Annotated in this window: 34 protein-coding genes and 2 pseudogenes; 1 reads left to right on the top strand and 35 read right to left on the bottom strand. The window is 41.4% G+C overall.

The annotated features are described in order from the left end of the window. Positions 1–21 precede the first annotated feature (21 nt). The 8 genes from REC12_RS11305 to REC12_RS11270 all read right to left on the bottom strand — a co-directional run bounded on the left by REC12_RS11305 (position 22) and on the right by REC12_RS11270 (position 7255). Entirely contained in the window at positions 22–588 is a 567-nt protein-coding gene (locus REC12_RS11305) for a gp53 minor capsid family protein (protein ID WP_308894459.1), read from the bottom strand. Between the two features lie 2 nt (positions 589–590). After that, a complete protein-coding gene (locus tag REC12_RS11300; protein ID WP_308894457.1) occupies positions 591–1865 on the bottom strand; it encodes a DUF2213 domain-containing protein in 1275 nt (424 codons plus the stop codon). Positions 1866–1960: 95 nt separating this feature from the next. Continuing rightward, entirely contained in the window at positions 1961–2791 is an 831-nt protein-coding gene (locus REC12_RS11295) for a phage head morphogenesis protein (protein ID WP_308894455.1), read from the bottom strand. Positions 2792–2850: 59 nt separating this feature from the next. Next, on the bottom strand, positions 2851–3084 hold the full coding sequence (locus tag REC12_RS11290; RefSeq protein WP_308894454.1) for a hypothetical protein: 234 nt from the start codon (positions 3082–3084) through the stop codon (positions 2851–2853). After that, on the bottom strand, positions 3084–4796 hold the full coding sequence (locus REC12_RS11285; protein ID WP_308894569.1) for an anti-CBASS protein Acb1 family protein: 1713 nt from the start codon (positions 4794–4796) through the stop codon (positions 3084–3086). Before REC12_RS11285 ends, REC12_RS11290 begins: the two co-directional genes overlap by 1 nt. A gap of 114 nt (positions 4797–4910) precedes the next feature. Then, complete coding sequence (locus REC12_RS11280) at positions 4911–6224, bottom strand: PBSX family phage terminase large subunit (protein WP_308894453.1); 1314 nt, start codon at positions 6222–6224, stop codon at positions 4911–4913. Continuing rightward, a complete protein-coding gene (locus tag REC12_RS11275; protein WP_308894452.1) occupies positions 6217–6696 on the bottom strand; it encodes a phBC6A51 family helix-turn-helix protein in 480 nt (159 codons plus the stop codon). The genes REC12_RS11280 and REC12_RS11275 overlap by 8 nt, the downstream gene beginning before the upstream one ends. Next, on the bottom strand, positions 6617–7255 hold the full coding sequence (locus REC12_RS11270; RefSeq protein ID WP_308894450.1) for a putative metallopeptidase: 639 nt from the start codon (positions 7253–7255) through the stop codon (positions 6617–6619). Before REC12_RS11270 ends, REC12_RS11275 begins: the two co-directional genes overlap by 80 nt. Before the next feature lie 635 nt (positions 7256–7890). Here REC12_RS11270 and REC12_RS11265 point away from each other — a divergent pair. Then, complete coding sequence (locus REC12_RS11265; RefSeq protein ID WP_308894448.1) at positions 7891–8076, top strand: helix-turn-helix domain-containing protein; 186 nt, start codon at positions 7891–7893, stop codon at positions 8074–8076. A gap of 267 nt (positions 8077–8343) precedes the next feature. Here REC12_RS11265 and REC12_RS11260 read toward each other — a convergent pair whose 3' ends face one another. From REC12_RS11260 to REC12_RS11135, 27 genes and pseudogenes are all read right to left on the bottom strand, one after another. Next, on the bottom strand, positions 8344–8754 hold the full coding sequence (locus REC12_RS11260; RefSeq protein WP_308894446.1) for a hypothetical protein: 411 nt from the start codon (positions 8752–8754) through the stop codon (positions 8344–8346). 250 nt (positions 8755–9004) lie between these two features. Next, positions 9005–9400, bottom strand: coding sequence for a hypothetical protein (locus REC12_RS11255; RefSeq protein WP_308894444.1), 396 nt, complete (start codon positions 9398–9400; stop codon positions 9005–9007). A 90-nt stretch (positions 9401–9490) separates the two neighbouring features. Further along, a pseudogene (locus REC12_RS11250) lies at positions 9491–10444 on the bottom strand (phage Gp37/Gp68 family protein). A gap of 104 nt (positions 10445–10548) precedes the next feature. After that, positions 10549–11082: an ASCH domain-containing protein gene (locus REC12_RS11245; protein WP_308894443.1), complete on the bottom strand. Its 534-nt coding sequence runs from the start codon at positions 11080–11082 to the stop codon at positions 10549–10551. After that, positions 11079–11384: a nucleoside triphosphate pyrophosphohydrolase family protein gene (locus REC12_RS11240; protein WP_308894442.1), complete on the bottom strand. Its 306-nt coding sequence runs from the start codon at positions 11382–11384 to the stop codon at positions 11079–11081. Before REC12_RS11240 ends, REC12_RS11245 begins: the two co-directional genes overlap by 4 nt. Positions 11385–11386: 2 nt before the next feature. After that, positions 11387–12001: a hypothetical protein gene (locus REC12_RS11235; RefSeq protein ID WP_308894441.1), complete on the bottom strand. Its 615-nt coding sequence runs from the start codon at positions 11999–12001 to the stop codon at positions 11387–11389. A 6-nt stretch (positions 12002–12007) separates the two neighbouring features. Beyond that, complete coding sequence (locus tag REC12_RS11230) at positions 12008–12373, bottom strand: RusA family crossover junction endodeoxyribonuclease (protein WP_308894440.1); 366 nt, start codon at positions 12371–12373, stop codon at positions 12008–12010. Continuing rightward, positions 12364–12798, bottom strand: coding sequence for a YopX family protein (locus REC12_RS11225; protein ID WP_308894438.1), 435 nt, complete (start codon positions 12796–12798; stop codon positions 12364–12366). The genes REC12_RS11230 and REC12_RS11225 overlap by 10 nt, the downstream gene beginning before the upstream one ends. Beyond that, positions 12795–13217: a YopX family phage-derived protein gene (locus tag REC12_RS11220; RefSeq protein WP_308894436.1), complete on the bottom strand. Its 423-nt coding sequence runs from the start codon at positions 13215–13217 to the stop codon at positions 12795–12797. Before REC12_RS11220 ends, REC12_RS11225 begins: the two co-directional genes overlap by 4 nt. Continuing rightward, on the bottom strand, positions 13210–13608 hold the full coding sequence (locus REC12_RS11215) for an XkdD/Y8K6 family phage-associated protein (RefSeq protein ID WP_308894434.1): 399 nt from the start codon (positions 13606–13608) through the stop codon (positions 13210–13212). The genes REC12_RS11220 and REC12_RS11215 overlap by 8 nt, the downstream gene beginning before the upstream one ends. A gap of 79 nt (positions 13609–13687) precedes the next feature. After that, positions 13688–14530 carry a GIY-YIG nuclease family protein gene (locus REC12_RS11210; protein WP_308894432.1) on the bottom strand — a complete coding sequence of 281 codons (843 nt, stop codon included), beginning with the start codon at positions 14528–14530 and terminating at the stop codon, positions 13688–13690. A gap of 20 nt (positions 14531–14550) precedes the next feature. Further along, on the bottom strand, positions 14551–14940 hold the full coding sequence (locus tag REC12_RS11205) for a single-stranded DNA-binding protein (RefSeq protein WP_308894431.1): 390 nt from the start codon (positions 14938–14940) through the stop codon (positions 14551–14553). After that, positions 14933–15847, bottom strand: coding sequence for an AAA family ATPase (locus REC12_RS11200; RefSeq protein ID WP_308894430.1), 915 nt, complete (start codon positions 15845–15847; stop codon positions 14933–14935). Before REC12_RS11200 ends, REC12_RS11205 begins: the two co-directional genes overlap by 8 nt. Positions 15848–15862: 15 nt before the next feature. Continuing rightward, the gene (locus REC12_RS11195) at positions 15863–16297 is read right to left on the bottom strand and encodes a hypothetical protein (protein ID WP_308894428.1); all 435 of its coding nucleotides are present in this window, start codon (positions 16295–16297) and stop codon (positions 15863–15865) included. Positions 16298–16367: 70 nt separating this feature from the next. Then, a pseudogene (locus REC12_RS26480) lies at positions 16368–16643 on the bottom strand (3D domain-containing protein); the annotation flags it as partial. Continuing rightward, positions 16634–17140 (bottom strand): hypothetical protein, encoded by a 507-nt coding sequence (locus REC12_RS11190; RefSeq protein ID WP_308894427.1) that lies wholly within the window; start codon positions 17138–17140, stop codon positions 16634–16636. The gene REC12_RS11190 and the pseudogene REC12_RS26480, both read right to left, overlap by 10 nt. A gap of 57 nt (positions 17141–17197) precedes the next feature. Beyond that, complete coding sequence (locus tag REC12_RS11185; protein ID WP_308894568.1) at positions 17198–17704, bottom strand: ATP-binding protein; 507 nt, start codon at positions 17702–17704, stop codon at positions 17198–17200. Positions 17705–17945: 241 nt separating this feature from the next. Beyond that, positions 17946–18701 (bottom strand): hypothetical protein, encoded by a 756-nt coding sequence (locus REC12_RS11180; protein WP_308894426.1) that lies wholly within the window; start codon positions 18699–18701, stop codon positions 17946–17948. Between the two features lie 57 nt (positions 18702–18758). Continuing rightward, the gene (locus REC12_RS11175; RefSeq protein WP_308894424.1) at positions 18759–18923 is read right to left on the bottom strand and encodes a hypothetical protein; all 165 of its coding nucleotides are present in this window, start codon (positions 18921–18923) and stop codon (positions 18759–18761) included. 313 nt (positions 18924–19236) lie between these two features. Beyond that, a complete protein-coding gene (locus REC12_RS11170; protein WP_308894422.1) occupies positions 19237–20529 on the bottom strand; it encodes a phosphoadenosine phosphosulfate reductase family protein in 1293 nt (430 codons plus the stop codon). Positions 20530–20597: 68 nt separating this feature from the next. Next, entirely contained in the window at positions 20598–21341 is a 744-nt protein-coding gene (locus REC12_RS11165; protein WP_308894421.1) for a hypothetical protein, read from the bottom strand. Between the two features lie 12 nt (positions 21342–21353). Beyond that, entirely contained in the window at positions 21354–21548 is a 195-nt protein-coding gene (locus REC12_RS11160) for a hypothetical protein (RefSeq protein ID WP_308894419.1), read from the bottom strand. Beyond that, positions 21545–23851 (bottom strand): AAA family ATPase, encoded by a 2307-nt coding sequence (locus REC12_RS11155; RefSeq protein ID WP_308894417.1) that lies wholly within the window; start codon positions 23849–23851, stop codon positions 21545–21547. The genes REC12_RS11160 and REC12_RS11155 overlap by 4 nt, the downstream gene beginning before the upstream one ends. After that, positions 23848–25002, bottom strand: a complete 1155-nt coding sequence (locus REC12_RS11150) for a metallophosphoesterase family protein (RefSeq protein ID WP_308894414.1) — start codon at positions 25000–25002, stop codon at positions 23848–23850. The genes REC12_RS11155 and REC12_RS11150 overlap by 4 nt, the downstream gene beginning before the upstream one ends. Continuing rightward, entirely contained in the window at positions 24999–26060 is a 1062-nt protein-coding gene (locus REC12_RS11145) for a hypothetical protein (RefSeq protein ID WP_308894413.1), read from the bottom strand. Before REC12_RS11145 ends, REC12_RS11150 begins: the two co-directional genes overlap by 4 nt. Beyond that, positions 26060–26386, bottom strand: coding sequence for a hypothetical protein (locus REC12_RS11140; protein ID WP_308894412.1), 327 nt, complete (start codon positions 26384–26386; stop codon positions 26060–26062). Before REC12_RS11140 ends, REC12_RS11145 begins: the two co-directional genes overlap by 1 nt. After that, positions 26379–26789 (bottom strand): hypothetical protein, encoded by a 411-nt coding sequence (locus REC12_RS11135; protein WP_308894410.1) that lies wholly within the window; start codon positions 26787–26789, stop codon positions 26379–26381. Before REC12_RS11135 ends, REC12_RS11140 begins: the two co-directional genes overlap by 8 nt. Positions 26790–26839 lie beyond the last annotated feature (50 nt).

Below are 26839 nucleotides of genomic sequence, written 5' to 3'. Positions count from 1 at the left end.
TTATCCAATCTTAATCCCTCCTTAAGCATTAGCCTGGCCGAGTAATACAATTTCAGTGATGCCAGACGGATCTTTTTTACCATTAGTAAACCGTGCATTTGTAACTTGAACTGCAGTGCCGCCAGCAGGAGTTGCCGTTGCGACGAATGAGCCAACAGGTGAGGTTGTGCCTGCAACTGTGACGATGTATACAAGGCCGTTCGCGGTTGGCGTGCCCTCAGTGCAGATGACGGTTGTTGTTCCCACCTGCAGAACATCGCATGGAGTTTTTGGCTCAAATTGACCATTACCACCTACATTTGAGCCATAGCCGTATGTCATGGATTGTTTAACCTCAGATACGGCAATACCGCCGAAGTTCGCCATTGTTGCAGCGGATACGTCTGTTCCGGTTGCTCCAAACAAAGAGTAAGTATTGTCTGTATTTGTTACAACAGCAGCGCCAAAAGGAATTGCAGGTTGGGTCTCATTACCATTACCATCGAGGATTGATTTGACCTGACGAGCGTTAATCTTTGTAAATGGATTACGTGATACTTTGCCAGCATAACCAAGGCTGAGGTTCCATCCTATTACTGATCCCGGCATAATTACTTACCACCTTTCATTGTTTCGCCTTGAGAATTCCAAGCTTTAGCGGCTAATTCTGCACGCTCGGCAAAGGTTTGAGTTTGTCCCCTCGCCGCATCCATAGCTAATTTACGGTTTGTATTGACGACACCTAAGATATCAGCATAGCCGTTAGCTCGATAAACTGCCCTTGTGTCCTGAACGATTGCCCGGAACTTCTTGGCCGCCGCAAGGCGCACTTTTTCATCCGGAATGGCCATAATAATTGGTTTCATATCCTGTACGAATTTCTTAAGGGGTGCCGCATCTGCCACACCACTCTTCTCGGGGAGCGTGGGATCAACATCCTTAGCCTCGTCCTTCTTATCGTCGCTCTTCTCAGACTCTTCATCTTTAACCGGTTTTTCTAACTCTTCTTCTGTGGCATCCATGATAGACTCGGCGGTTTCCTTGTCCTCGCCAGATTTAGCGTCTTTGACCTCAGCGCGAAGTGCCTGGACCTCAGTTACCAAGGCTTGAGCCCAGGTTGGAATTGCATCTTGTGCATCTTTCTTCTCACCAACATCATTCTTCTTATCCTCAGGCTCCACATCCTTGACAGACTCTTTCTTTTCTTCATCTTCTTCGTTCATGGCATCCATTGCCTTAGCAATATCCTCGGGGTCAGCGTCTTGAGCAAACGCCTTAAATCCAAGGGCTGTTAAAAAATTCTTAGTGATTTTTCCCATCTTTTTCTTACCTCCCGTTGGTGTTTTTTCGTCCAATTTTACTTGGTCAGCATCATGAATAGCCACTTTTGGGCCAGCTCTTCCATTCGGAACTATTGCAACGTGGTTGCCAATAATCTCACGCTGCTCATATCTTCGCTTTCCGATTTTATGCCAAGAACAATCATATCCCGAGGATACTTCGCGCTTTAAATCGTTTTGTATCTCCGAGATTAACCCAGCATCTTTAACAAAAAGGTCGGCAACTAAAAAATCGCCTTCACGGCGAACATTTTGAGCATGACCTCTTTCGGTCATAGGGGTTGTCCCGAGATCAAGATTTGCACTTGGATGAGTATTGGTTACTGACTTACCTTCAAAGCTCGAAATTGTCGCTCCACTGAATAATTCGTCTGGGCTTCTATAAACCTTAACGATTGTTCCCAATTCTTCCCCGAACACTTCCGGTATTTCTCGTCCAAAGTATTCCATCCAGCCGGTGCGTCCAATAGGAACGTTTTTGCAAATCAGATATCCCTCGGGTGTTATTTCCATATTTGCGGATATTTTATCGCCGTAATAGTTCATCAATCCACCTCCCCTACGGCAATTCATTTATAATCAACCCTCATTTGCGGGGGTGATCTCGTCGGTTTTGTTATTACTTCCAACTCCTTTCGAGGTTACGCAATCTTTTCAAACTCAGCCCGTGTCATCATGCTTATGGTTCCATTCCAATAAACTTTATGGGGCCATTTAACATAGTTTAGGTTAATCAACGGCTGCGGATAACACCGGCAATTATAAATGTTTCCGGCGTGGTACGGTTCTGGGGGATTCTTCCCACCAATCAATCTTTCAGGGGAAGGCGGATATCTCCAAAAAACAATAACACCGTCCATATGACGGTGACTGCTTCTTACTCTTGAATCCTCTGAAGTTCTCCAGATATACGCCGGAATATCTATGTTCTCACACCTTGCCTGTGTTAATGCTGTGGAGGTTTTACTAACCTCTGTTCTGGCGATCAAGGCCGCTTTACTCTTTGAGATATCAGGAAACCTTGAAAGGATATCCTTGGCTATATCCTCCGATCTACGCCCTTTCATTGACTCCTCGCTGATAATCTTTGTTATCTGCTTGGATATGTCCAAAGGCAGGGATCTGATGATTTCAGCATTTCGGTCTATCTGAATTGCAACCGAGTTTCCAACTGGCCCCTGAAGCTCTTTTCTTAAAGCCTCGTAGATTAACCTTCCATTTGAGCTTTCCCTCGCCGCCTCTCGCCATGATCTAGCATTCGCATTCAATACCCCTTCAACCACTTTTTCGGCAAGTCCATTGGAATATCGATAAAACACCATATTTTCGAATAATGACTTTACTGAGGATAAAATCTCAAAGGGATCAGTTAGCCCTTCTATAGATCCCTGCATGCTTAGTCCTAGTTTATTGAGCTCTCTCTGAAATTGAAGTTCAAGACGACGCTTTGGGGACCAGTCGTTAAAATTCAATAAGGTTCACCGCCAAATAAAAAAGCACCCCAGAGCGAGATGCTTCGATTTAGTATTTATTAATTTTGCAAGTTCGAAAATAGATCACAGATTGTAATGGCGATTTTTCCTCGATTAGCTATTTCTTTACCTGTTTCATCAGCCTCTTGTATCTCTTCCACTTCTGTGTCCAAACAGTAATCAAAAATCTTATCAGCCTTGTCCTTATCAAGCTCATATTGTCGGTTTGGAAGTATACTTAAGTTCATCTCATTATTCAAAAATTCAGCTTGCTGTTCATTGAATATCAACATTATAAGCCATCACCCCTTTTAGCCACTGTGCAAATCTTACCGGTTTTAGGATTAAGTGCTACGACTATATCCTCTCGTATAAATCTGATAGACGGTCTGCCGTTTTTATCTATCCTTTCCGGATAAACTACTTGCGGATTTTCAAGGACTTTCTTTATGCTTTCGGCGCTAATTCCTCTTTGTGCTGCCCTATCAAACATGTGTCCCTCGACTATTTTAACAGTATGGCCAGTTGATGTTTTTATGCCTTTTAGAATTTTATTATATCTCTGTCTTTCCTTGGGATCAAGGGTAGTTTTTCCTTCGCCGCCCCCATCACTTCCGCCAATTTCTCCAGGTCTGCCTTCATGTCCAAAGTTACCACTCCCGGGCCCGCCGTCATGAACCGCTGATTTATTATCAAATCTCTCGCCCATCTCCGCTAGACTTTCTCCGGTATAAAACGAATCATCAGCCTTGGCTATATCCTCATCCGTAATGGACGTAAACATGCCCGTTGTATATGACAACTCATGTAACTCTGAAAGATACATCTTATGATTAATACCACCGTCATTAAAGGTTTTCGACAGCGAGTCAACTTTTTTACCAACAATATCTGCAATCTTATCCTCGCTCGGAGTTTGAACAGGGTTAAATTTAACACCTAAGTCATCCGGGATATATCCAAGCTCCGACATAAACATAACCGGCATAAGCTTATTAATTTTGGGCTTAAGGTCCTTCTCTTGCTGCTGACTGATCATGTCATAATAGTTCTGTAAATCTGCCTCTCCGGTCGCATTCATCCCTGCCGGAGAACGTCCAAAAAGTCTTGTAACCGGAATATCTGCAGCCCCGGCAACATCCATCATTTGAGTTTCGGAGATATCATTTAAGCCAGAGAATTGATAAGTAAGGGCTGATAATTCTTCATCCTTGCCAATGATCATCATGCCATTATTGCTACGCATTTGATTCTGCGCTGATTTAATATTGTAGAAATCAGCCTGAACCTGTGGATCGGTAGCCGCAAGCATTTGATCCATACCATCGATTTTGTCAACAAGGAGATTGGCCTGAAATACCAAGGAAGCTATATTCCAGCTTGTTGAATCTCGCTTTACCATCTCTTCGTAGACATGTTCCATAACGGAAGATCCCCAGTTTACCTCTGCGACTTCTTCCCAAAACGGAAGTTTTTTGCCGGTAAATCGAAGCACCCGAGAATGATGGACTTTGGAAATAAGCCTATCTGATGCAGTATCCCGTACTTCGTAATACATTGGCATTCCTAATTCAGGGTCCCTATGGTCTGTTATTAATTCCAAGCTTGGGTAAATCCCGGACCATCTATCAACAACCATGAGGCCACAAAATGAACCTGGCATTATGTCGTCATAATCAAGGGGTTCGTCCAACTTATCCTCATGACCATCAATGATCATAATTGCCCCAGCTCCACCATAGAGCCTTCCCCAATACAGACCTTCAAGAATCTTTTCCCTAACCAAGGTTCGTTGTTCTAACTTGCTTATGCGGTCTGTTTCTTCCGGTTTTAATTCTGCAGTAATGGACCAGCCATTCTTCATCATATCCTCAGGAATAATGTTAACGATCTTATTGCAGATCCACGAGTTACGGTAAAGGGAGTTTAAGAGCATATAATTTCGGCTTAAGCGAGTTAAGGGATAGCTTGCGGCGGAAATGATATTGGAGGATGCGCTACCCAATCTTGCCAGTTGATTTTCAAAGGTATCGAACGCTGATTTTCTAAGTGGCCGCTGTATATTACTTACCTGCTGTTTATTCTTTCTGCCGCGCTTACTCAAGTTATCACCATCCCCCTAAACCCTTTTAACGATTGTGAAGACAAAATAGCGTAAAGCATCCAAAGCATGGTCAAAGGCCTTAATTGGCTCCTCACTTCCACGCTCGGATGCTTTATCATTCCAGATATAACTAGAAAACTCAATAATCAAGTTAGGGCATTTATCCTTGTTGACCTTAAGCCTTTTCACACGTAACAAAGAGGATACAAGTCGTATCCCCTGTACTACTTCATGCTTAGCGTTTATCACATCATCAGTCATACGAGACTTAAGGCTTCTCTTTCTTAGTGCAACCTTAAATGATGCTGCCGAAGGGTCAATCACAATGGCTGTGTATCTTTTCGCAACCCCGTTTTCATCAAGTGTGAACTTCTCAACATCTTCGACATACTCGCTATCATCTTTCTGCCGGGGTGGGTTGCTTTTCTTCGAGTCGTAATAGTATTCGTTTTCCACGAAATATTCTTTCAGACCTGTTTGTGGGTTTGTTTGCTCTATGATTTCCAGCAAGGCAAAGGGATTTGTCGTCCCATAGTCGATGGTGTAATACCGAGTATAGTACAGGTCATAATTCGGTCCTTGGCCGTCTTTATACTGGTTGTCTGGACCAAACATATCGTAGATAATGCCTTCAGCATTGGTACGTTTCCCAAGTATATCTCGGATGTACCAAACTGTATTTTTGGCATAGGTTTTAATAATCTCTTTTATCTTTTCAGTGGTAAAGCTGAAGTTGTCGTGTAATGTGAAATGTTCGTAGTTAAATCCATAATCTTTGAATTTACTTTGATTGGCCTGATGCATATCTAAGATTTCTTTATAAAACCAATGGTTAGGTGATTTAGGGTTCAAGTCCAAAAACATTTTTCTATCTGTACTTGATAATGTTCTGTCAAATGTCTCCTTAACAAATGTTTGAGAGCATTCATTTACTTCAGTGATATAAACACTTCCGTACGTGTTCCCTTTGATATATCGTTCGTCGCCCTCTTTGCCTCCGCCGCTAATTAGGACTACCTTTTCACCTGTTGCCGTGGAAATATATAAAGCGTCCCGTTCCTGGTATTTACCAGATCGGCAACGCCCTTCAAACCAATTCCTTACCCCATATCCATTACTATCGATGATATTTAACTTTGCTGATGCCACTGATACGCCAGCTGCTAGGTGGAGTTTATCTTTGTGAGTCTCCAATGCTTCGCACCATGCCATGATGTTAAGCACGTTTTTCCCGGCACGCTTTCCGCCTTCGGCAACGTTTAGCCAGTTAGTATAGCAACGCTTTAGGTAATCTACTTGTTTAACGCAGAACGGAGAGTAATTAATCATCTTCCTCAAAATCCTCTACGTTACGATTAGGTACCGGATTATTGATTAACTTGGCAAGAGTTAATATTCGTTCGTTATTTGCTTCGATACCGCTACCGCCGTTTGCCTTAGCCTTATCTATGTCAAATTTGGCTTGTTCAATCTTGATACTAGGATGAAGCTCTTTCATCTCAAAAAAAAGTTTAATCGCTTGGATATTCCCACGCTTACATTGCATAATTAGAGATTTCCATATATCAGTCAATTCGCTGTTGGTGTATTGATCTAACTGGGAATTGACATAATCAACATATCTTTTATCCTTCATCCATTTCCATAGTGTTGTAAAAGCAATGCCAACTTCATTACATTTCTCTTGTTTTGTGCGTCTATCCTCAGGATTTAAAAGGAGTTCAGCCATTTTTATTTGTTTTGCGTGAGGTCGCCATTCCTTGCTTTTTCTTACCTTTTTGCTTGGTGTTTTCTTTTTCATTATCACCACCCGCCAATATGTCTGGCACCTCTTGGTCAAATCCATTCCATTCAATGCCAAATCTTTCTATGATGTCTTTGAAATCCTCAATATCATGAGGCTCAAGCCTTAAGCCCCTTTCGCCAATGCCAATATGTCTTAATTCATGAAGCATTAGGATCTTCTTCTGGTTCTCAGTCATGTAATACGTATTTGGCTCATAAAAAGTTACGATAAAGTCAAAAGGAAGATACGCAGTGTATATACTGTTAACCTTCCTGCAATCTGCATTTACTTGCCGGCCCTTGTCGCGTTTAGCTTCATAACTGCGGATAAAGCCAATTTTTATATCATAATCTCTTATGATGTAAAGTTCTGGCATGGAACTTATTATCTTTTCCCCAAGCTCCCTTAAATCATCTGCAACTTCATAATCAATAAGACTTAATTCTTTCCGAAGGCTTTTTATTATTTCTAACTTAGATTCAGTTTTAAGGTCTGAGTAAACTTTTGATAAGGTATCCAGGGCGGCACAAGGGAAATCGCATTCTCTGATGCATTTTTCACATATTAACCTCATGCGTTTATCCTCTTCTTGTCTGCCTAATCCCGCCGCGCCCACGTATAAAAGAATCGTGGCGCATCAATCTCTCAGCTTCACGATCATTAATCCTTACCTTATGTATTACGCTTTTCGTAGCTTCTTTTATCTCCATCAACTTACGGTATACATCCGGTTGCTTGTGCCGGATTATTTCCCCGATCTTCATACCGGATCACCTCTATTTTCTTTGTAAAACGGCAATAAAAAAGAGCCCAGAAAGGCCCAATAATTCAAAAATATTCAAAAAAGCCTATTGACTTACCACGTATTTACGTGGTATAATTAATACATAGAGAGGAGGTGAACAGTAGTGGGGACAATAAAAGACTTACTTGAGATCATAGTTTTGCTACTGACGATAGTAAAACTGATTAAAGACCCCAAGTAAGCCGCCTACAGGATGGAGGGTAAAACCTCCATCCACCCTTAAGTATATTATACCACATCCCCACGAAAATTATGAGTAACAAGTTTATAACAATCATTCTTATTGCCCTAGTCGTTTTGAACATTACCGACGGCAGCTTTTCCAATCTAAGCGCATTAAACATCATTAAGCTTATTCTGCTGGTAATAGCCATAGCTCTAAACCTGAAAAGAGGTAAACCGTTATGCAACTCAAAAAAATAAGATCTGAAAAAGGTCTTAGTATCGCTAAGGTATCTGAAATCTCCGGAGTACCCATACGAACTTTGGAGGACATAGAAAGGCGTGGAGACTGTCGAGTCTCCACCGCCCTAAAATTAGCGACCGCATTGAACGTTAGTATGGATGAACTATGTAAGCCAGGAGATTAATTAGCTCCTGGCTTCTTTGTGCTTAAAAAATGCCCCACTTGCATCAACATGCCTGATTCCAGACACTCCGCAAGTAGAGCAAAGAGGACGCTCCCATGGCAAAGGGAACGCCCTGATTAGGAGGAAATATGCCAATGAGCACAGGCTCAACTGGTTGGCCTTGCATACAAAAAAGGCCGGAACTCTATTTGTCCTAGAGTCCAGCCTCCAACTCTAATGATACAATCAATCATTTTACTTGTCAACACATTATGTTATGCTTAAAGTTTATATTCCTTCCCATACATCCGTATACACTTTGTTTCCTGTCTTGCTTTTCTTTGACTTATTCTTACTTCCTCCACCAGGAATTCCATTTCCTGCAGGCATTGGTTCCTTGAAGTGTAAATCAGGTGTCTTACGTTTGTAGAATTCACTTAGTGCATCTTCAGGGCTTAGGTTCATGAAATGTTCCGGCCATTCTCCATTCCATGCTCCTTTTATCTTTTCCGCGCTTTTCTTGACACCAACATCCACGACTTTCTCTGAGATTTCGGCGGCTTGCCTTAATATCTCTGGATCGGTCTGTTCTTCAGGCTCGTAGAGTTCTGCATAACACTGTTTGTTTTTGAAATAGGCACATAGTTCACAATCTGTCCAACCATTGGGACATTCTCTTATATCTTTGGGACATTTCATAGCTTAAACCTTCCGTAATCTTCCTTCCCACGATAAGCGCACCTTCGAAAAAATCCGCATCCTTTGCAATTCTTGTGAGTAAATACCACTGGATTAAGGCAAGATCGTTCATTATTAAGGCTTAAATTCACTTTGTCAAAGAACTCTTGCTGAAGATTAGCTATTTGGGATTTAAGCAATTGAGCTTTATTCAATGCTTCCTTGAGTTCCATTTCCTTATTGGAGATAATGCTCAGGATTTCATTTTCTGTTAAACTCTTATTTTGTTCTCGTTCCAGACTCTCCACTTTTCTACCAACTCCTCATATCTGGCTAGTGCCTTTTCATCCACAAATCTTCTAAGAGCCAAACGTTCCATTTCGTTCTGTTCAGCTTTGGTCATGTAGTAAGGGTAGGTTTTCTTCTGCCACTGCAGCCAATACTCCCGCCATTTAGCTGATTCGTGAGGACCTTCGTTTCCCTGGTGATTTTTATAACAGAGGGTTATGATGTTCTCTACGCAATCAACCCTATCCCGGGCTTGAGAACGAGCTTCGATATGATGATGACTTATTCTTTGAGTGCTTCCGCAACCAGGATGTTGACATATCCCATGGTCACGCTCATCTACCTTTTTATAGGCCCTGGAGAGGGAGGGGCTTGACATTTAGCCTTGCCCTTGACCTCTAAGATAAAGTTCCATGTCTTACTCCTTCATCTTATCCACAATTAATTCACAGCTTGTCCACTGTTTTATTCACAGGTTTTTATTCGGCATTTCATCCCATGTCCGGCCATCAAGAGTACGGCCTGCTTCCTTTTTGCCAACCCTAACCATCCAAGCCTTAAATGGTTCACCATCCACAAATGTTGCAGGAAGTTTAATGCTACTATGGCCTCCTTGGAACCATCCCCACTCGCCCCATTGCTTAAAAAAGAATTTTATTCCTGCCTCCAAGCATTGATCCCTCAGGCTCCGCACCCAATCCGGATGCATTGGCCTTGCTCCTGGACCGGACTCTCCGCCGACGATTACCCAGTTAAGTTTGTTTGTATCTTCCCACAGTCTCCCCATATCCGTTTGCTCACCGGTTAAGAAGTTGGTTTGCCAGTCATGGTTTATTTGAGTTAAATCTATTGAGCCTAACAATGGCTCTACACTAATAAACCTTATCGCTGCAGGAGTTTGCAAAAGCAATGGTATTCGTTCATCTGCCGTAGCTTGATTCTCAACAGAAACGCCCAGCCAAACGTTGGAAAGAGGCCAATGTAAATCACAATCAAAACTTCCAGCTCTGCTCTTGGTTAAATCAAAAACCTTTCTTGCTGTATACCTTTGGTTATCTGGAGAAAGGTATTCCAGCATTCTGCTAGGTCGTTTTGTTAGGATCATAAAAGTATGTTTACCTGCATCAAACATAGTGGCAAAAACTTTATCTATAAACTCAAATGGTACATCCGCATGAAACAAATCACTCATGGAGTTTACGAATATCCTTCATGGTTTTTTCCACTTCAGCGGTTGCTCCAATCGTTCGGGATGGCAGGCCACGTCATTAAAATTACGGTCCCAATAAGCAGGATTACCCATTGCTCTAACTCGTGGCCATAATCGTTCTGCATAGCAATTAGCGCAGCCAGCAGATACTTTTGAACAGCCAGTAACAGGATTCCAAACGGAGTCGCACCATTCAATCTTTGTTTCAGCCATTTTTTATCACTCCGATCTCAACTAGTCGGCAATCTCCCAAACGAACATATCCGCATTTATCCTTTTTGGGGCAATCTTTACAGACACAGGCTTGTCCCTGACACTTACGGCATTGGCACATCTTCAGAAACCTCCCAATTCCATAGCCTTTGCATCCCTTTCGCTGGCTTAGGCTCAGGCAACATAGTCATGTTAGCAAATTCCCACGCATAGCGCCCTGGTGTCCAGTCTCCAAACATCATTTCCTCGGCAGTCGGCACGATGTAGCGATGGAAGTCAGGATGATGTTTAGGAACGTCAAGCTCAGCTCCTATGGGAATAGTTTTAGCTTTGTCTATGTCGGTTCCAGGGTTATATACGATACGCCAACAGTTAACCAATTCTGCCGTGGCAATAATGCATCCAACGGGCATTTTATTCAATGCGCCCGACTGAATTCCGAATTGTGTATATATGCAGTCATAAATGCTTTTCGATATGTCATGCGGTAATGACACCATAATTGAATGCGGATCTTTTTTTGCTGCATGAATTGCTATCGGTCCTCGGTATTGAGTAGCCCAGCTTCTAGTTTCATACTTTTTGGCTCCGCAAGCCAACAATGATGCCCACGGTTGCCACATCGTTATAGCTTTCATACCATGTAACCCTTCTCTCTTAGCTTTTTTTCATGCTTATCAATCAACTTGTCCAGATTAATCTCATATACATCACAGAGAGTAAAAGCCATCGTTATTGCTGACTGAGCCGTGTCTAACGATTCCTCAATAGCTCTTACAGCCCAAATAAGGTCAACCACTTCCCTGGATTCTCCGCTTTTACTTTGCCCCTTGCCGATTAATTGCATGAGCTCTCCAACTTCCTCAAGGACCTTCATAGTGCAGGATTCTATAGTTGGGGTTAATCCGCTCAACTTTGGAAATGAAATTTCATTATTCATGGTTAATCCTCCATCTCCCAATAACTCATTTCGACTTCCATTGCCTCTATGAGCTGTTCAATGGTTTCAATTGGTTCCTCATATTCGCTGAAAGCCTTAAATTCTGTTTCGATGTTCCCATCCCCGGCATCGCAAAAGATTTTTAGTAAATTTATAAGCTTTAAGAGATCTTCTTTCATTTTTTCGCTCATAACTTCGGCGGGACCATCCCATGGGACCAAGTTTTTGATTTCAAATACGATACCTTTACACCAAACTTCTCCGTATTCCATGATGTCAAATGTTTCATAGGGAATATCGGTTTCGTAAGTCCAGGCCGGTCCATGCTCACCGTCATTCCATATAGCCTTAATTGTTTTGCATTTTTCCTTTGCTAAAACTGAATGAGAGCATTCACAATCACATTCCTCGAAGATTCCCTTTTCATCAAGGAAAATTGTTTTCCCCTCAAAGCAACCAACCTCTTCGTAAATAGCTCCTCTGAATTCTGTGTTATCATCCGAATATCCAAAGACAACTACGAATCCAAGTTCCTTAGCCTGTTGTTCTTCCATACTGCTAATTTCTCTCTCAATCTCTCTGCCATCCAACATATTGGCGAATCCTTTAATATTCATGGATCATCATTCCTCCATCTCACAAATCTCAATTTCCATCCGTTCTTCCTTGGCCCTACAGGGTACCTTTTCAACCGTGGCTTTCATGACCTGCCGATCATCGACCCAAACAACTTTATTGCAGCCATCCAAAGCACTTTTTAAATAATTGTCGACATCTCCATCTCTGCCCATTGGCGTAGATTTTCCGTGGAGATATACTTTGACTTTAACTACTATCGGTTTGATAATCGGCTTTTTGCTCTTATTGAGGGCCAACCATCCGATCTGGTGCTTGTAGTTAAGGTAATTAATAGCCTCAGGCTTGACATACTTTCCGCGGCCTGTCATTCTTACGGCCGGAACCGGCCGGCCGGGGATTATTATGAGCATGGTTGTTTCTCTACAAGTTCAGGGTTATCAAATTCGTTCCCGATCACAACGCCGCCCCAACTGAGCACGGCTATGAGAGATACAGCAAACCCTTGATTTTCGACAACGTACATGCAATCTCTAATTCTTACGATCCCATGGCGCTTTGTTTTTGTTATAGGCTCACTTTCCCATTCGATAATGTTAGATTCGTAGACTTCCGTTCCCTTGATATCACGCTTTCCAGAGAATCCCCCGACTGTTTCGGGGATAACTTCGTTAATTTCCATGTTGTAAACTACTCCACTGAATCCGACTGGGATGGCCTTATCTGTAATTCCGTATTGATCGTTATCTGAAGAATCATATTTTCCAAGTTTTATTAATGATCCATAAACCCATTCGCCCGTTCTTACACTTTTTCCACGAAACAGAATCTTTCTCATGGTTGCACCTCCAGAAGAGAATTATTTTCGTAGATATTGCCGATAACTTCAACTTTATCCGTTTCATAATCATAAGGATTAAAATAATAAAACGGATTAAAGCTCGCTTTATCCTCTTTCCATGTGATAGTAGTTTCCCGTTCTTCGTATTCACCCCACTGCCCTCTACGCTGATATCGAATGATATCTCCCTCATAGATTTCCTTGCCGTTCTTGTCCTTAAGCCCAGTAAACTGAAGCAAAACAACATCACTCGGAATATAAGACTCATCCTCACCATTAAGCCAAACATCCGTTGTGATCCCTTGCATTCCCCATGTTATCTTCTGAGATTTTTCGTAGAGGAAGTCTAATTCCGAAACAACTTTCATGCATTTGTTTGCCTTATCCCACGCCCTGAACTTAATAGGTCTATTCACTCAACTCGCCTCCTTGCGCTTTGATTAAGGCTTTGCGGATAATTTCAGGAGTCTTTGAAGCTGAATCACCTAATTTTGGGTCGGGCATCGTAATATAACCATACTTAATTCCGTTTGTTATAAAGAGATTTGCTTTTTTCAACGCTTCGTACATTTCGAGGGCAGCTGTAATTAAATACGCATTCGCTAATGCCTCCTCAGCTTGCTTAATCACCTCAGGGCTAAATACATCGCCTTCTTCGCCATCGAGAAAACATCCGTGTTCATAATTAATCTCACAATGCGAAGGAAATTGACTGCGATCTGAAATAGCTTCTCCCATTAAAATACTGTGCCCTTCGTCAGTTTCTTCGAGAATCCACGGTCCCGGCGTAAATTTAGCTTCACTCATCAATCTCTCTCCCCTCTATGTGCCCCATAATTGAAGGCTAAGAAAAAGAACATAAAAACTAACCATGCTATAAAGTATTTCATCGATCTTCGTCCGTACTAAGGGATAATTGCCTATTTTTGCTTACCATCTCGTCAAATCTCTTTTTCAAATACTCAATTGTTATTTTTGGGTTCGCAATATTAAAGACTTTATTGCCTTCTTCCTTAAACTTGGCAATCCACCACGCCTCAATGCTGTTTAGATATTCTTGATTAGATATTTCATTAAGGTTCTTGTTGCGGCTTACTTCAGTTAAAACGCTAAAAGTTAAATCCTTAATATCGCCTTTTCCTCCGCACTTAACATGCTCTTGCCATCTAAAGAACGGCATAAAACGTGTTTGACCAATGTAGTAAGTATCTTCTGCACGGTTATATATGAGATAGATGTATCCGTAAATATTTCCGTTTTCGCCCTCTTCTTTTTCTTGAAATTCACCTTCATTCCAAGGGTTCACACTATTGTCAAAATGCTGTTTGCATTCATAGGAACAGAAATGAACAAATTTATCCTGACTATCTTCTTCACCAATGTAGGATTTTGGAAACTCAGATATCTTTCCTTTAATCGGTTTATGGCAGTTATGCCAAAAGCAAAAGGTATCTAAGACGGTGTAAAACCGATCATAGAAAAACTGATTACTTTCCATAACGATTGCATACATACCATTTTTGTTCCTTGGTTTAGCAAAGGAAATAGATGCTGATGATTGACCGCTATATCGTTCTTTCACAAATTGTTTTACTGCATCTCTACCACCAATAACGTCTTTCAGATAGAATTCATCAAGCATTACACCTTTGCCATAAGATTCGCTTTCATAATTTGAATCACGGTTATGAATGTAATCAAAGACTCTAATCCAATAATAGTTACTCATATCTCAGTCCTTTCACTGGGTCAGAACGGAATGTCATCATCCAAATTAACTTCATGACCAAAAGAATGCTCTCCATTTTGCCCTCCGCTATCCTTCGGACTCAACAAATGAACATGTTCCGCAATGATCTCAGTAACCCAGCGCTTTTGGCCATCCTGAGCCGTATAGGAACGAACTTGAATTCTACCATCAACAGCTGCCATTTTCCCTTTAGCTAAATAGTTTGCTGTAAATTCGGCGGTCTGCCGGTAAGCAATGCAAGGTATAAAATCAGTTTCGCGCTCTCCTTGGGCATTCTTAAAGTTCCGATCAATAGCCAGAGTAAAATTTGTTACAGCAACTCCGGTTGGCGTATATCGTAATTCAGGATCTTTCGTAAGACGGCCAATCAATATGACTCTGTTAAGCAATTTCTTTTCCTCCCGTCAAGGTAAAGTCCGAATTGGTTCTAATTGACTTTACTATCGCTCTTACAACATCATTGAGAGTTATTGCTTGAGTATTTGGGTATTCGCAATACTTTTTGATATCTTCCTCACTGTATTTGATTGATACATCATTCAGAAATCGTGTGATCATCAAATACATTTCTTCTTTGGATAAACGTTTTACCTCATGAGCTAGGGAAAAACGTCTTCTCAGTGCAAGGTCGATCATATCTAGGCGATTAGTTGCTCCTACAATGACTGTGTCATTTTTTACGCAATCCAAAGCCTGCATAAGCCCTATTACAATCCTCGCCATTTCTCCAACATCTTCTTTGCCTCTTTTCATGCCAATTGTGTCAACCTCGTCAAGCATAAAGACACACTTTTGTTTTTCGATAAATTCAAAGGCTTTACTGATGTTTTTCCCGGTACCTCCCAAGTACTGATTAATAGCATTTGAAAAATTCATATAGGCAAATGGAAGTTCAAGTTTATAGGCTAGATACTTCCCGAAGAGTGTTTTGCCGGTTCCACTTTCCCCGTAGAGCATCAAAGAGTTTAGGTACTGAATACCCATTTCAGAAAGTTTTTTGCTTGTTTCATACATTCCCAAGACTTCGTTTGCGATTGCCTCTTCTCTCTCGGATAGGTAATATCTGTTTTCATTAAAGGAAATTGAAACATCTTCCATGAGAAGAATTCCTTTTATATCCTGCGGTAGTTCAATAAGATTTTGAGACGATACTTGGAGCTTATTTCTTATGGCCCTACAAAAATATTGATTCTTTTGGGTTTTATCCTCGTCGATAATAATCCTTATATATTGTTTAGCCTTTTGAATGTCGTTATCTGCCACAGACCTAATGAGTCCTTCTAAATTAGCATTCATAACAGCTTCTCCCTTCTATCTCGTCAAATCCTTCTCCAGCTTCGCACACCCCAGAGCTATCACTAGAGAATTGTGCTTGCCTCTCAAAATGTCCACGACTGCCTCCATGTAAAAATATCTTTCCTCGGCTATGTTTAAGGCGTTCTCGATGGTTAATTCTGACCCTTCGACCTTTCGCTTTCTCGCAAACTGGATAGATAAAGCCTCTCTCTCCTTTTGGGTACCTTCTTTTACGATGAGGTAAGATTCGGTCTTGGTATCCTTCCACAAACGGGTCATGCGCTCGAACGTAGTTTTGGCTCTTGAGAGGTCGAATCTGGCCTTTGCATATAATGTGTCGATCAAACTCTCTAATCTCGTGATATCCGTTTTGTCGGGCTCCGGTGGAATTTGAATCGCTGATACTTCTTGTTCGTAAGTTCTCATTTTGTCCGCCCAAGTCTCTGCCACTGCTTGTCCCCCTCTCGTTTAATTTGGCGCCACGGGATGGAGGAGGTTTAGTGTTGGGTAGTATGGTAACCTCTACTTTCTTTTTGCCAAACTCAAGACATTCTTCTTTGGTCGGCATCCAGATATCAATTCGGTGGCCCTTAATGAGCCTTCCGGTATCCAAGGCTACGAATTCTCCCAAACCCTCAATGTTTATTTTTGTACCCAAAGGGATTACCTTGGGGTCTACGGCTACTATACCTATACCTGCAGGTTCCCCGTGTCTTGTGGGACCATTTAGGCTGTATGCTGTAGCTGTAAATGTCTGCACAACAAGGTGCGTCGAAAGAATTGCAGTTAAGAGCATTTAGCCGCCTTTGTAATTTCTTTATCTTTGCTCCAATACGAGGCGTTCTTGCCGACTTGCCCCGATTTTGTAAAGGTCATAATCCGCCTAGTACTTGCTTCTTCCACACTCCAACCTCGGCTGGTTCTACTTAAAAAGGTTGAGTAACTTATTCCGTTTTTCTCTGCTAATTCAATTACGTGCTTTGGATAAACTCTATTTCCCTCGCTAACCTTTTTCATGTGTTTACTGGCATCAAATAGGGGCTGAGTTGCTGCTCGCTCAAGGTCCCAGCCATAAACATTTACTCTTCGCCGAAATGTTCCTGATTTAATTCCGTTTTCATTCGCTATTTTGGTCCATTTCCCAAACGATTTTCGTATGCGTGGTGGAGTTGCAATTGCTTTTTCAATTGGCCAGGCCCTGCCTCTAACCCGTTGTTCTAGAGTTTTTGGGCTAACACCATTCTTATTTGCTTCAGCGTATTGTTGGGGTGTGATGTAGTAAGTAAAACTCACTTCTCTTTTGCCTCCTTTTTCACTAAGCGTCAAGAGTTGCTCATTAGCTTGTCTTCCTCACTCTTCAATTCGATGATCGAAGTCATCACAGTTCAAAATAAAATTTTTGCTCATTCCTAGTAGCCGCGACATTGTAGGGCCTCCATAATCTCCAAGCATATCTTCAAGTTCTTTAGGATAATAATTTGAGCTAAATCCGGTTAAGAGATTATTGCGATATCTAAGGTCAATCAGTCGATAGTACATGGCTTGTACCCATTCCGTGATCTTTTCCTTGCCAATGTCGTCTAAAATTAAGGCTGGAGCTTTAGCCAGTGCATCAATTTTGGCCTCTATGTTGTCTCTGTCTTTTTCGAACTGTGCCTGCTTTAATTCGGCTATTAGGTCAGTTGATGGGACAAATACTACAGCAATGTTCTTGACAATCATGTCTTTGGCAATGATGCAACTTAACATGGTTTTGCCAACTCCTGGCGTTCCCACCAAGCAGAATCCTTTTGCCTGAGAGTTTGAGTTAATTAAGTCTGGCCATACTTTTAAGTATCGCTTTACGCCATCGAACATAGTTTTGTTATTCGAGTTGACTTTGTAATCCGTGAGTTTGTAATCCAGTTGAACTTCTGTTAGGCCAGAGGATTTTAACCGCCTTGCTGCGTTTTTCTTTGCCTTACAGTTGCACTCTCCGAAAATTGGCTGTTCGAATTGGTCTGTGCCTATTTGGATAATTTCTTGGTCGCGACATATTCCGCATTCGTAGGTTTGTTCTTTTGGGGAAAGACGGTATCCAGTGTGGAATAGTCCGAATTTATTCTTGTTCTCCGCGATTGAAGAGGTGTTTGTAGGGATCATTTTCGAGTCGGTCAGTATTGCCTTGATGCTGTCCAGGTTTGGTCACTCCTTTACGAGATGAATTTCCTTTTTGCTTGTCTTTATTTTCCCAAGTCCTAACTGCTGCCTTCCAATCTTTCATTTTGTTCTTGCCAACCATCCAGCCTTTCGATGAATAAAAGTTGTGCCATTTGTCAGCATCAACATTGTTGTTTCTTTCTAGGCAATAGGCTTGTACTTCTTCAATGGTGGGTGGGCTAAATATATTACTTATTACCTTCTTATCATTCTTTACATTATTATCATTATTGTTAGGTGTTAGCTGACTGTTAGTTGTCTGTTGGTCGTCTGTTAAGCAACTGTTAGGATCTTTGTTAGATCGTAGCTTCTTAACTTGGTAAAGCTCCCAATTTACTATAGTTACAAGCCTTCCTGTCTTTGTTGATTCGTCTGTTAGAAATTCGTATTTTTCAAATCTTTTTAACGCAGTCCTAACATTTTGCAAAGTGACACCCTTACCTGTTTTCAGTTGGATTTTTTCAAGACTTGTAACAAATTGACCAGGTTTAGCCTTGAATTTTTTCCCTTTCCATTCCCATTCTTTTTCTTGATGATTAGCCATTAGAAGTAAAGTGACCAAAATAGTTTTTTGTTCGGGTGTAGACTGCTGCCAAATAGGTTTATCAAGTAATTCACGAAACAATCCTATATAGCCGCTGCTTTCTTCTGACATTTAATCACCTGCTCCGTCAAAACAAACTAGCTGCGCGTATCCTGGCCATTTCTGTATTCATTCATCCACCCGGTTTAGCTTGGCAGCTTTCTTGAGAAGATGTCTTTCCACGATCTTTTGCCATTCCTGAGGGTGGGCATCTCTCCATTCTTTGTGTTGCCTATTCTTCTTTTCTCTTTTGGCTTGTATCTCTTCGGGAGTTAGGATCTTTTTTGTACGCATGATCTTCCCCCTTTCTTACTTTTAAGGATTAATAATACAAATTAACAAATTTTTAGAAAAAGTATTGCATCCTATCATATAAATGCGTATAATATACTTAAGTTAAAGATGAGTGCACTTAATAAGCCCCTTACATAAGGGATTTTGAAAAACTCATTTTTGCTTAGCCGTTAGTAGCGGCTTCAGTGTTCTGGAGAGGACACGAATTCGGGCATTCTCTTGATTTATCAATGAGTACCAGTCATTGATAATTTAGGAGAGTGCCAATTTTATTTTCATGGGTTCATCTCTTATCATCCGGAGCCCCCCTTGTTTAATGGGATAACTCAAGCTCAATTTCAGGATCAAACTCATTCTCTTCATCGATCAATGTATCATCATCCCAAACTAACTTGTCGATCCGATCAAAAATGCACGGCCTAATATCAAGCAGGGTATCGGCATCGTATACATCGAACAGTGATAATTGGCCGTTTCTTTTAGCAATCTGAAGTTTCTGGATCTCAGAAGCCATTCCTTTCTGCATAAATGTTGACCAAGGACCCGGATGGGTTCGCCGCAACATAGCCATATGATTATTTTGGTAAAGGAGGTCTGTTCCGCAACCCATACAACCATTGCGTTTTATTTTGTGGTATGTCCCGCTTTTATCGATCCATCCCATATCATAGAGTGATGCATATGGAACATTAAATCGCTTGATGTATTCCCAAATATCATCATCCGTCCAAATCGATAGTGGGTTACAATGGAAAAATGGATCTGATCCAAGGTGATCTCGATGAGATTTAAACAAATAACCCCTGCTAATAAAATTCGTCTGCCTGGATCTACTCTCTGAGGCCATTAGCCCTTTGAAAATCACATCAACATCCAATTCCACCTGTAACCGCTCGCTCGGCTCCTTCTTAAGAACGTCGCAACATGCCTGAGAGATTTTGACTTGCTTGAGTAGCTGATAATAGGACAATAACTTCTGATCTTCGCTGCCGCTTTTTGAAAACCTGAGGAAGCAGTCAATATTAATCCTGTGTGCCTTTAGTTTGGAAAAGGCCTTTCCTAACATCGGCCAACCATATTGATCTACACACCACCAATAATTTTTACGTGTCCCTGCTGGCCAGATCATTCTTTCTCGCTCGAAACGTTCGCGTAAATGACTTGGGCAAGCCCTTTCTAGCGTTGCGGTGGTTTTAAGCTTGCCATCGTCCTTGAGCACTTCATGGATTCTTCTGTTATCGATAAGATATTGAAGAACTTCCTGCTGCGCTTTATATTTCAGTCCTTCCGATTCTGTTTGTAATGGTCTGGCCTCGTAAAAGTTACCTTGACCCCAATCCTGCTTCAATCGATTAGCGAACTTGACGCATTCGGGATATTCCACTCCTGTATTGCCGTAGATGATCTTTACACGGCTTGCCCATTCTGGGAGGTAAGTCTTTATCAGATGCCAAAGTACTGTACTATCCTTTCCGGCCGAGAAGGCAAGTGCTGGTCTATGACGGCAAACTGCAAACGCCGAAGCAAGAGCATCAATTGACGTAGATATTTTGTAATCAAGATCGCGCTTTTGTTCATTCTCTAAATCGTGATAACTTATAAACAATTTCTCACCTCTATTCTTGAATGCTTGTCCCACTGTCAGATAAAAAATATGTGAAAACCTTAATTACCTTAACTAAAGGATGCCTCGGGCTCTTTATTGGGCTTAACCTCGTCACTTAAGTCCTCTTCATCAATCTCAATTTTTACGTCTGCTTGCTTAAGCTGAAGAAGGTAAATTTTAAAATCATCTAAATACCTTAACGACCTAATTGAGTCGTCAATTTCTACGGATAACGACCAAGGATATTCTCTATATTTACAAAGCCTAATTTCAAAATTTAGTTCATCGTCATTTTCGCACTCGAAAATTGCCTTCGCATATTTAAAAATCGAACTAGACCAAGAACGTTCCTCTTCGCGTTCAACATCCATTGTTACGGTTACACACTCGTAAGCAACTCCATCGTTATAATCAATTTCCAGTTTGCTGGTGTCAACTTTTCTGGCAACATGACGTTTCCATTCCTCAAAGATATCCGATAACTTAACGACTTTTGGTATGTCTCGATCAACCATTAATTCCTTGAAATTCTCAAGTATTTTTTTATTATCTAAGGCAGTTCTCTTGAGGATTTCGGTTAACATAGCATCGAGCCGTACAATATATTTTGAATAATCATAAGAAGATAATTGGCCAACCATGACTTCCTTGATTTTCTTCTCGATGATTTCCGTAATATCGCCATACTTTCCGAGAAGTTTTTCGAGAGAACTATTGATACCTTTTTCAAGATTCTCTGATACTAAGCGCTCAATAGTTCCGTCATTCATTTTCTCGTCGACCACGCTTTTAATGGCAGCTTCAATACTCATAGTGAACACTCCTTATTTCATATTTCGAGGTTTGAGAGGACCGTTTTTCTGCCGATCCTCTCTTGTCTGTAAGACTGTGATTTCATCAGCCCTAAACGCAAACCGGCAATCACCATGCTCAACTAAATAGATGCTGCCGCATCGTTCTTTGATAAAACCATGCCCTAACGATGTGCGGACGAAATCACCTGGTTGCGGAAGCCTCATGCTATCACCCTAGCCTTAGATCCTTCGTCTGTGCGGTAAATTTCAATCCTTTGATCAAATGCGTCTTGTACGTCCTCTTGGTGGCTAATGACCAGTATTAAGTCAAAGTCCTCTTTAAGTGTGTTAACTATTTGCAAGAATTGGCTCCTATTCTGTGCATCCAAAGCAGAGCTTGTTTCATCTAAAACCAGAGTCCGAATTGTAGCCCCTGCCCTTCTGGTCAATAACTTACTTAAGGAGATCCGTATCGCTAGGTCGATCATCATCTTTTCGGCGCCGGAATAGGTTTCGTAAGGCCTGATACCTAATCCAGAGTCAGAGATTTTAATATCAAGAGTTTCAGTGACTTTAGCCGTTTTACTAGGCTTTTGAGTTATAAGCTCTAAAGAGAATCTCCCGTTTGACATCCTGGCCAAGAGATTATTTGCCTCTCGTTCGATCTCTGGTATGGAGTTTTCAACAATCACTGCCTGGATACCATTTTTACCACAAGCCTTAGTAATATCAATCCAATCCCTAAGATCTGCAGCTAATTCATTCTGCTGAGTTCTCAACTCTTTTAACTTAATTTCTAATTGTGAAATTTCTTCAAGTGATTTTTTAGTGGCACCCATAGCAGACTGAATGATTCCTATTTTGTCTCTCAAGAAATGAATCACTGACTCGATATTCGTAATACTTTGCGAAACCTCAGTAGCTTCTTTGGCTTCATCTTCCAGAGAAATTCTGTTCAATTCCAACCCAGTTATAGAATCCTGTTTTTCCTTAATTGAATTGTTAAGCTGCCCAATTTGCTCTTTTAGAGAATCCTGCTTCTCTATAATAGTTTTGTGAATCTGATCAATTTGTTCCTGAGCTAGCCTCTTAGTTTCCTCTGCGGTTTCCAAAGATGGTACTAGTCGCTCATACCGCTCTAAATCAATCAGCTTTGCTTTTAGACTTTGGTGATCCTTGGGGTCGTAATCCAGAACTTCGATTTGTATATCTATCTCCATTAGTTTTGAAGTTAGATCATCTTTCTGTTTCCATAATTCCAGGGCGTAACTTTCGCTCTCCAATTTGGTTTTCTCTGCGGCTAACTGCTCGTTTAATTCGGGGAGTTTATCCCTGGCTTCCACAGCCCCTATAATTAATTGACAGGTAGGATTTTGGCAATTAAGTCCTTCAAGGGGTTGGGCTTGTTGAGTTGCATTCTTAATTTGAAGGTTAATATTTTGGATATTAGACTCAACTTTGCTTTTTTCTTGGCGGATCATACCTTCAATTTTTGTTGCTTCGTTTTGAACTTTACTTCGTTCCAGTTGTAATTCGGAATGGGAAGCAGCGGTATTATCCAGCTCCGAAATGCGATCGCGTATTCTCTTTGCCTCTTCTGCATTTTCGAGAATCTTGTCTTTGTTCGCTGTAAGTTTTTCCGCATCTGAAATTCGTTTTTCAAAGGCTGGTACCTGACTTTTAAGGTCGCCGGCCTCAGTGATTTTTTTCTCAAGGATTGATATTTGATTCCTGAAACCCTGAGTCTCCTTTTGAATCCCGACTATTTGATTGTCAATATCCTTAGCCCTAAGTTCACTTGTCTGAAGCCTAGCCCTTTTCTCAATGAGTTGATTAAGATCGTTTTCCTTTTCTTTAACAAGGCCTTCGATCTTTGAACACTCGGTAATATCTTCAGCCAATTTTTCTTCCAAGAGAGATTTGCCAAAAGTTCGTGATTCCAGATCTTGAACTTGGCTATTAACTAACTTCAAGTCAATATCTATACCCTTAGCCTTCTCTTTGGCTTGAGCTTCGAGGTCCGAATATGCATCCAATCCAAGGATATTAGCAAGAGTTTCCTTCCGTTCCGCCGGCTTCTGTTTGGAGAATTTATCTGCCTCACCTTGGACTACAAAAGCCGATGCTATAAAACCTTCATAATCCATCCGGAGTAGCTTCTTAATTCGATCTTCAGTTTCGGGAGCTGTGGCTCCGGATTTACTCACCCATTCTCCATCAATGAGTTGCTGCAATTCTAGATTGGACTTGCCTCGCCCATTTGTTGTCCTTCCCCTAATAACCCGATATGTATTTCCCCCAAGTTCAAAGCTCAATGTTGCCGACATATCGGTCCTTCCAAGAGTTACGTAATCATCAATTTTATCAGCAGATCCCCTACCAAACAGCGGGAAGGTTATTGCATCAATCAAGGTGGATTTTCCATATCCATTCCGCCCATTAATGAGGGCTACTTTCAGGGCTGTAAGTTCAATCGATTCACTTAAATAGGATCTGAAGTTACTTAGGTCCATCGTTAATGGCCTCATGCTACTACCTCCAGTTCTGCTACCTTCGCCATCAGCCGTTCTTTCCGTTCCGCCAGATCCGGTTGTTGTTCAAAATATCTTCCGATAGCTTCAGGAATAGACATGTGTTCGGTCATCTCTGCATCTCTGGCCCTGGTCTCCCGTTCGACTTCGATTTGTACCCCTGCCACAAAACTGGCTCCATTGGCATAGAGTTGTTTTGTTATTTGGGCCGCACTCAGCATTTTGGCTGTTTCGATATCCGTTTTAATTTTGGCCTTCACAACCTTACCCGAAACATCCGGTATTTCCTCAGGATTCAAATCTACTTCATCGAATAGTCGTGTATTTAAATCTACGAATTCCCAACTATGAGTTTCAAGGTCTGCGATCACTACACCCTTCGGTTCCATTTCCCCAAAGTCAACGCGTTCAATTGATCCAGAATAAACGACTGGCGGTTGACCTGGTAGTGTCGGAAGCACTTGGTGCCTGTGTACGTGCGCTAGAGCCACATAATCAAACTTTGGAAGTGCTACATCTTGAAGGGCGAAGATAGGTTCTTGTGCCATCATCATGGAACGCTCACTACCGTTAACAGAACCTGCAACCGTTCCATGTAGGGCTAAGATTGACTTTTCGTTAGGGTTTAATTGATCAGCGAGGTATCTGATCACATCTCCAGCTTTTTGGGCCATTAGAGCATTTAGTTCATCAATAGGGAGACTTTTAAATTCATCATTCTGAAGAAAGGTTGATTTACTAAAGGTTGGCATCGTGACAACTTGAAGAATGCCCGACTTGGTAGGTACATTAAGGATCTCTGGACTGTTGCTCACATATGCGAGCGATAAGCTTCCAATTAAATCTACCGGACCAATACTTCCGTCACCATTCAGATCATGATTTCCAACGATCATAACAACTGGTATTTGTTCAAATGATTTGAGCCAATCAATAAAATAGCTAAGTAATTGTGGAGTAGGTTTACGATCTTTAAAAGCATCCCCGGAGAAAGTAACTGCATCAACATTTTGCTTGAACGCTAATTCCTTAATTTTGACCATTGTTTCAAGCCAATCTCTGAGCCTGGTATTCATACCACTTTCATCATCTTTGCCATACTGGAGGCCAGAACCAAGGTGGACATCGCCTAAATGTAAAATCCTCATTGCCTAACCCCTTTCTTCGCCGCTTTTTTCTGGCAGTCAAGGCAAAGGATTTTCCCGTATTTCTTTTTAGAGAATCCCGCTATTGCTTCAGCCGTAAATTTCTCAGTGGATTCGATCACCCTTCCGCATTCGTCGCCTTCACAATTTATGATTGGTTCCTGTTCTAATTCCTCCGGATAATCCTCTTGGGGTTCTTCGCCACGAATAATTTCATCAAGATCAGAATCCACATGAGCATTAACATCCATTTCCCCAAGGACATCCTCTTGAATGTCGTGTGTCATAGTAGGTGTTACATCTTTAATCTTTTGTTTGCCTCCAAAGAGTTGTTTAATGGCTGCTTGGACCTGTGAATTTGTCGCAGGAGATCGGTATCCTACTACAGGGATATAAATTTCATCCTTCAGCACAGCCTTAGTTTTATTGTCTTCCTTAGTTACCGTGTGCATCGCGAGAGGGACTTCGACCTTGAATACTCCAGTAGCTCTCTTAATGATCCGGTTTTTAGCCACGGTAATAGCCTTCTTTATCCCCATTTCTCGAAGGTGAAGGACTTTTTGGTAGATATCCATTTCAATTTCCGGATCTAATTTGAGGGTGAATACCGGTCTTCCATCTTGATAGATAATCTCACTTTTTGCTTCTTGATAATTAACCCATTTCTTCTCCTTTTTCTCCCAAACATAATGGCCTTTTAAATCCTTAGCCTTGAGCCTCATTGCTTCATGGAGTAGGGGGAAATTAAGAGTAACAACATCAGTCTCCTCCACTCGTTCACCTGAAGCGTTGTAATAAACTCCCTCAACCATTGCGCTAACGACATCTTTGGTGTTTTCTAAGACTTGAATATTAGTGAAGGAAACATTCGCAACTTGGTTCATCTTGGCGTATCCGGGAGCCATTATGCCGTATTCGGCAGGTTTATCTTCTTTAGGAAAAGAGATTTGATACAAATCTTTAGTGACATTTATCATGGCCTCAACACGCTCAAGCTGTGCAAAAGAATCATTTACCCGTTTGATATCTGGCAGTTGAAATGCCGCTAGTTGGTTTTCCATCAGGCTACCCCCTTGACCAGCTCCACCAGAGCCAAATTAATCTGCAATTCCGTCCTAAGATTACTAAGGGTTGTCTTTGCATTTTCAAGATAATCCTCGGCTTCAGCTACTTCCTGGCGTTCGATAACTGTATATTGGCGCAGTTGGGACGCTCTAATCTCAGCGTTTTTTCCATCAATAAGGCCTTCCACGGTAACAGAATCTTCCTTGGCACGGAGAGCATCTTTGGCAACTATAAGCTCATGGGCTGCAGTATAAACATCGTTATTTGCTCTCACTATTGATTGTTTTAGAGCCATCAAATCGGCAATTAATTGTTCATGCATTTGCAACAGCCTCGCTTTCAGTAGTATAATTAGATTGAATATTTTTCACTTGGGTCTCTGTTGGCGCAGAGGCCTTTTCTCTTTCCTCATGTCTTGACCAAATATCTACCGTAGCTTTCTCAATTCTTCCTTCGGCCGTACTTCCGAATATATAGTAGCTCCCCATATCTGTTTCATAAGGCCTAATATTGAAAACCTCCATATCAGGGAATAATTCAGCTAGCAGGGAAAAAGTATTAGATCCATCATCATGAATGTTTATCTTTACTCGGAATGTCGGCTCGCCTTTTTTTGATGCGTGAAGATATTTGGTGTCTGAGATTTCAACCGTCCCTATAAAGTTAGGATTTTGAACCAAGGCCTGAAGCCTTTCACGGGTTTCTCTCTTCAGAAGATTTTCCATTACATTTACCTCCCCCAATTAATTGAATCTAGATATAGTGGTGGCTCCGG

The sequence above is a fragment of the Candidatus Desulfosporosinus nitrosoreducens genome, from assembly GCF_030954495.1.
Lineage (GTDB): Bacteria > Bacillota > Desulfitobacteriia > Desulfitobacteriales > Desulfitobacteriaceae > Desulfosporosinus > Desulfosporosinus nitrosoreducens.
This window is presented reverse-complemented; position numbering and strand designations above follow the sequence as displayed.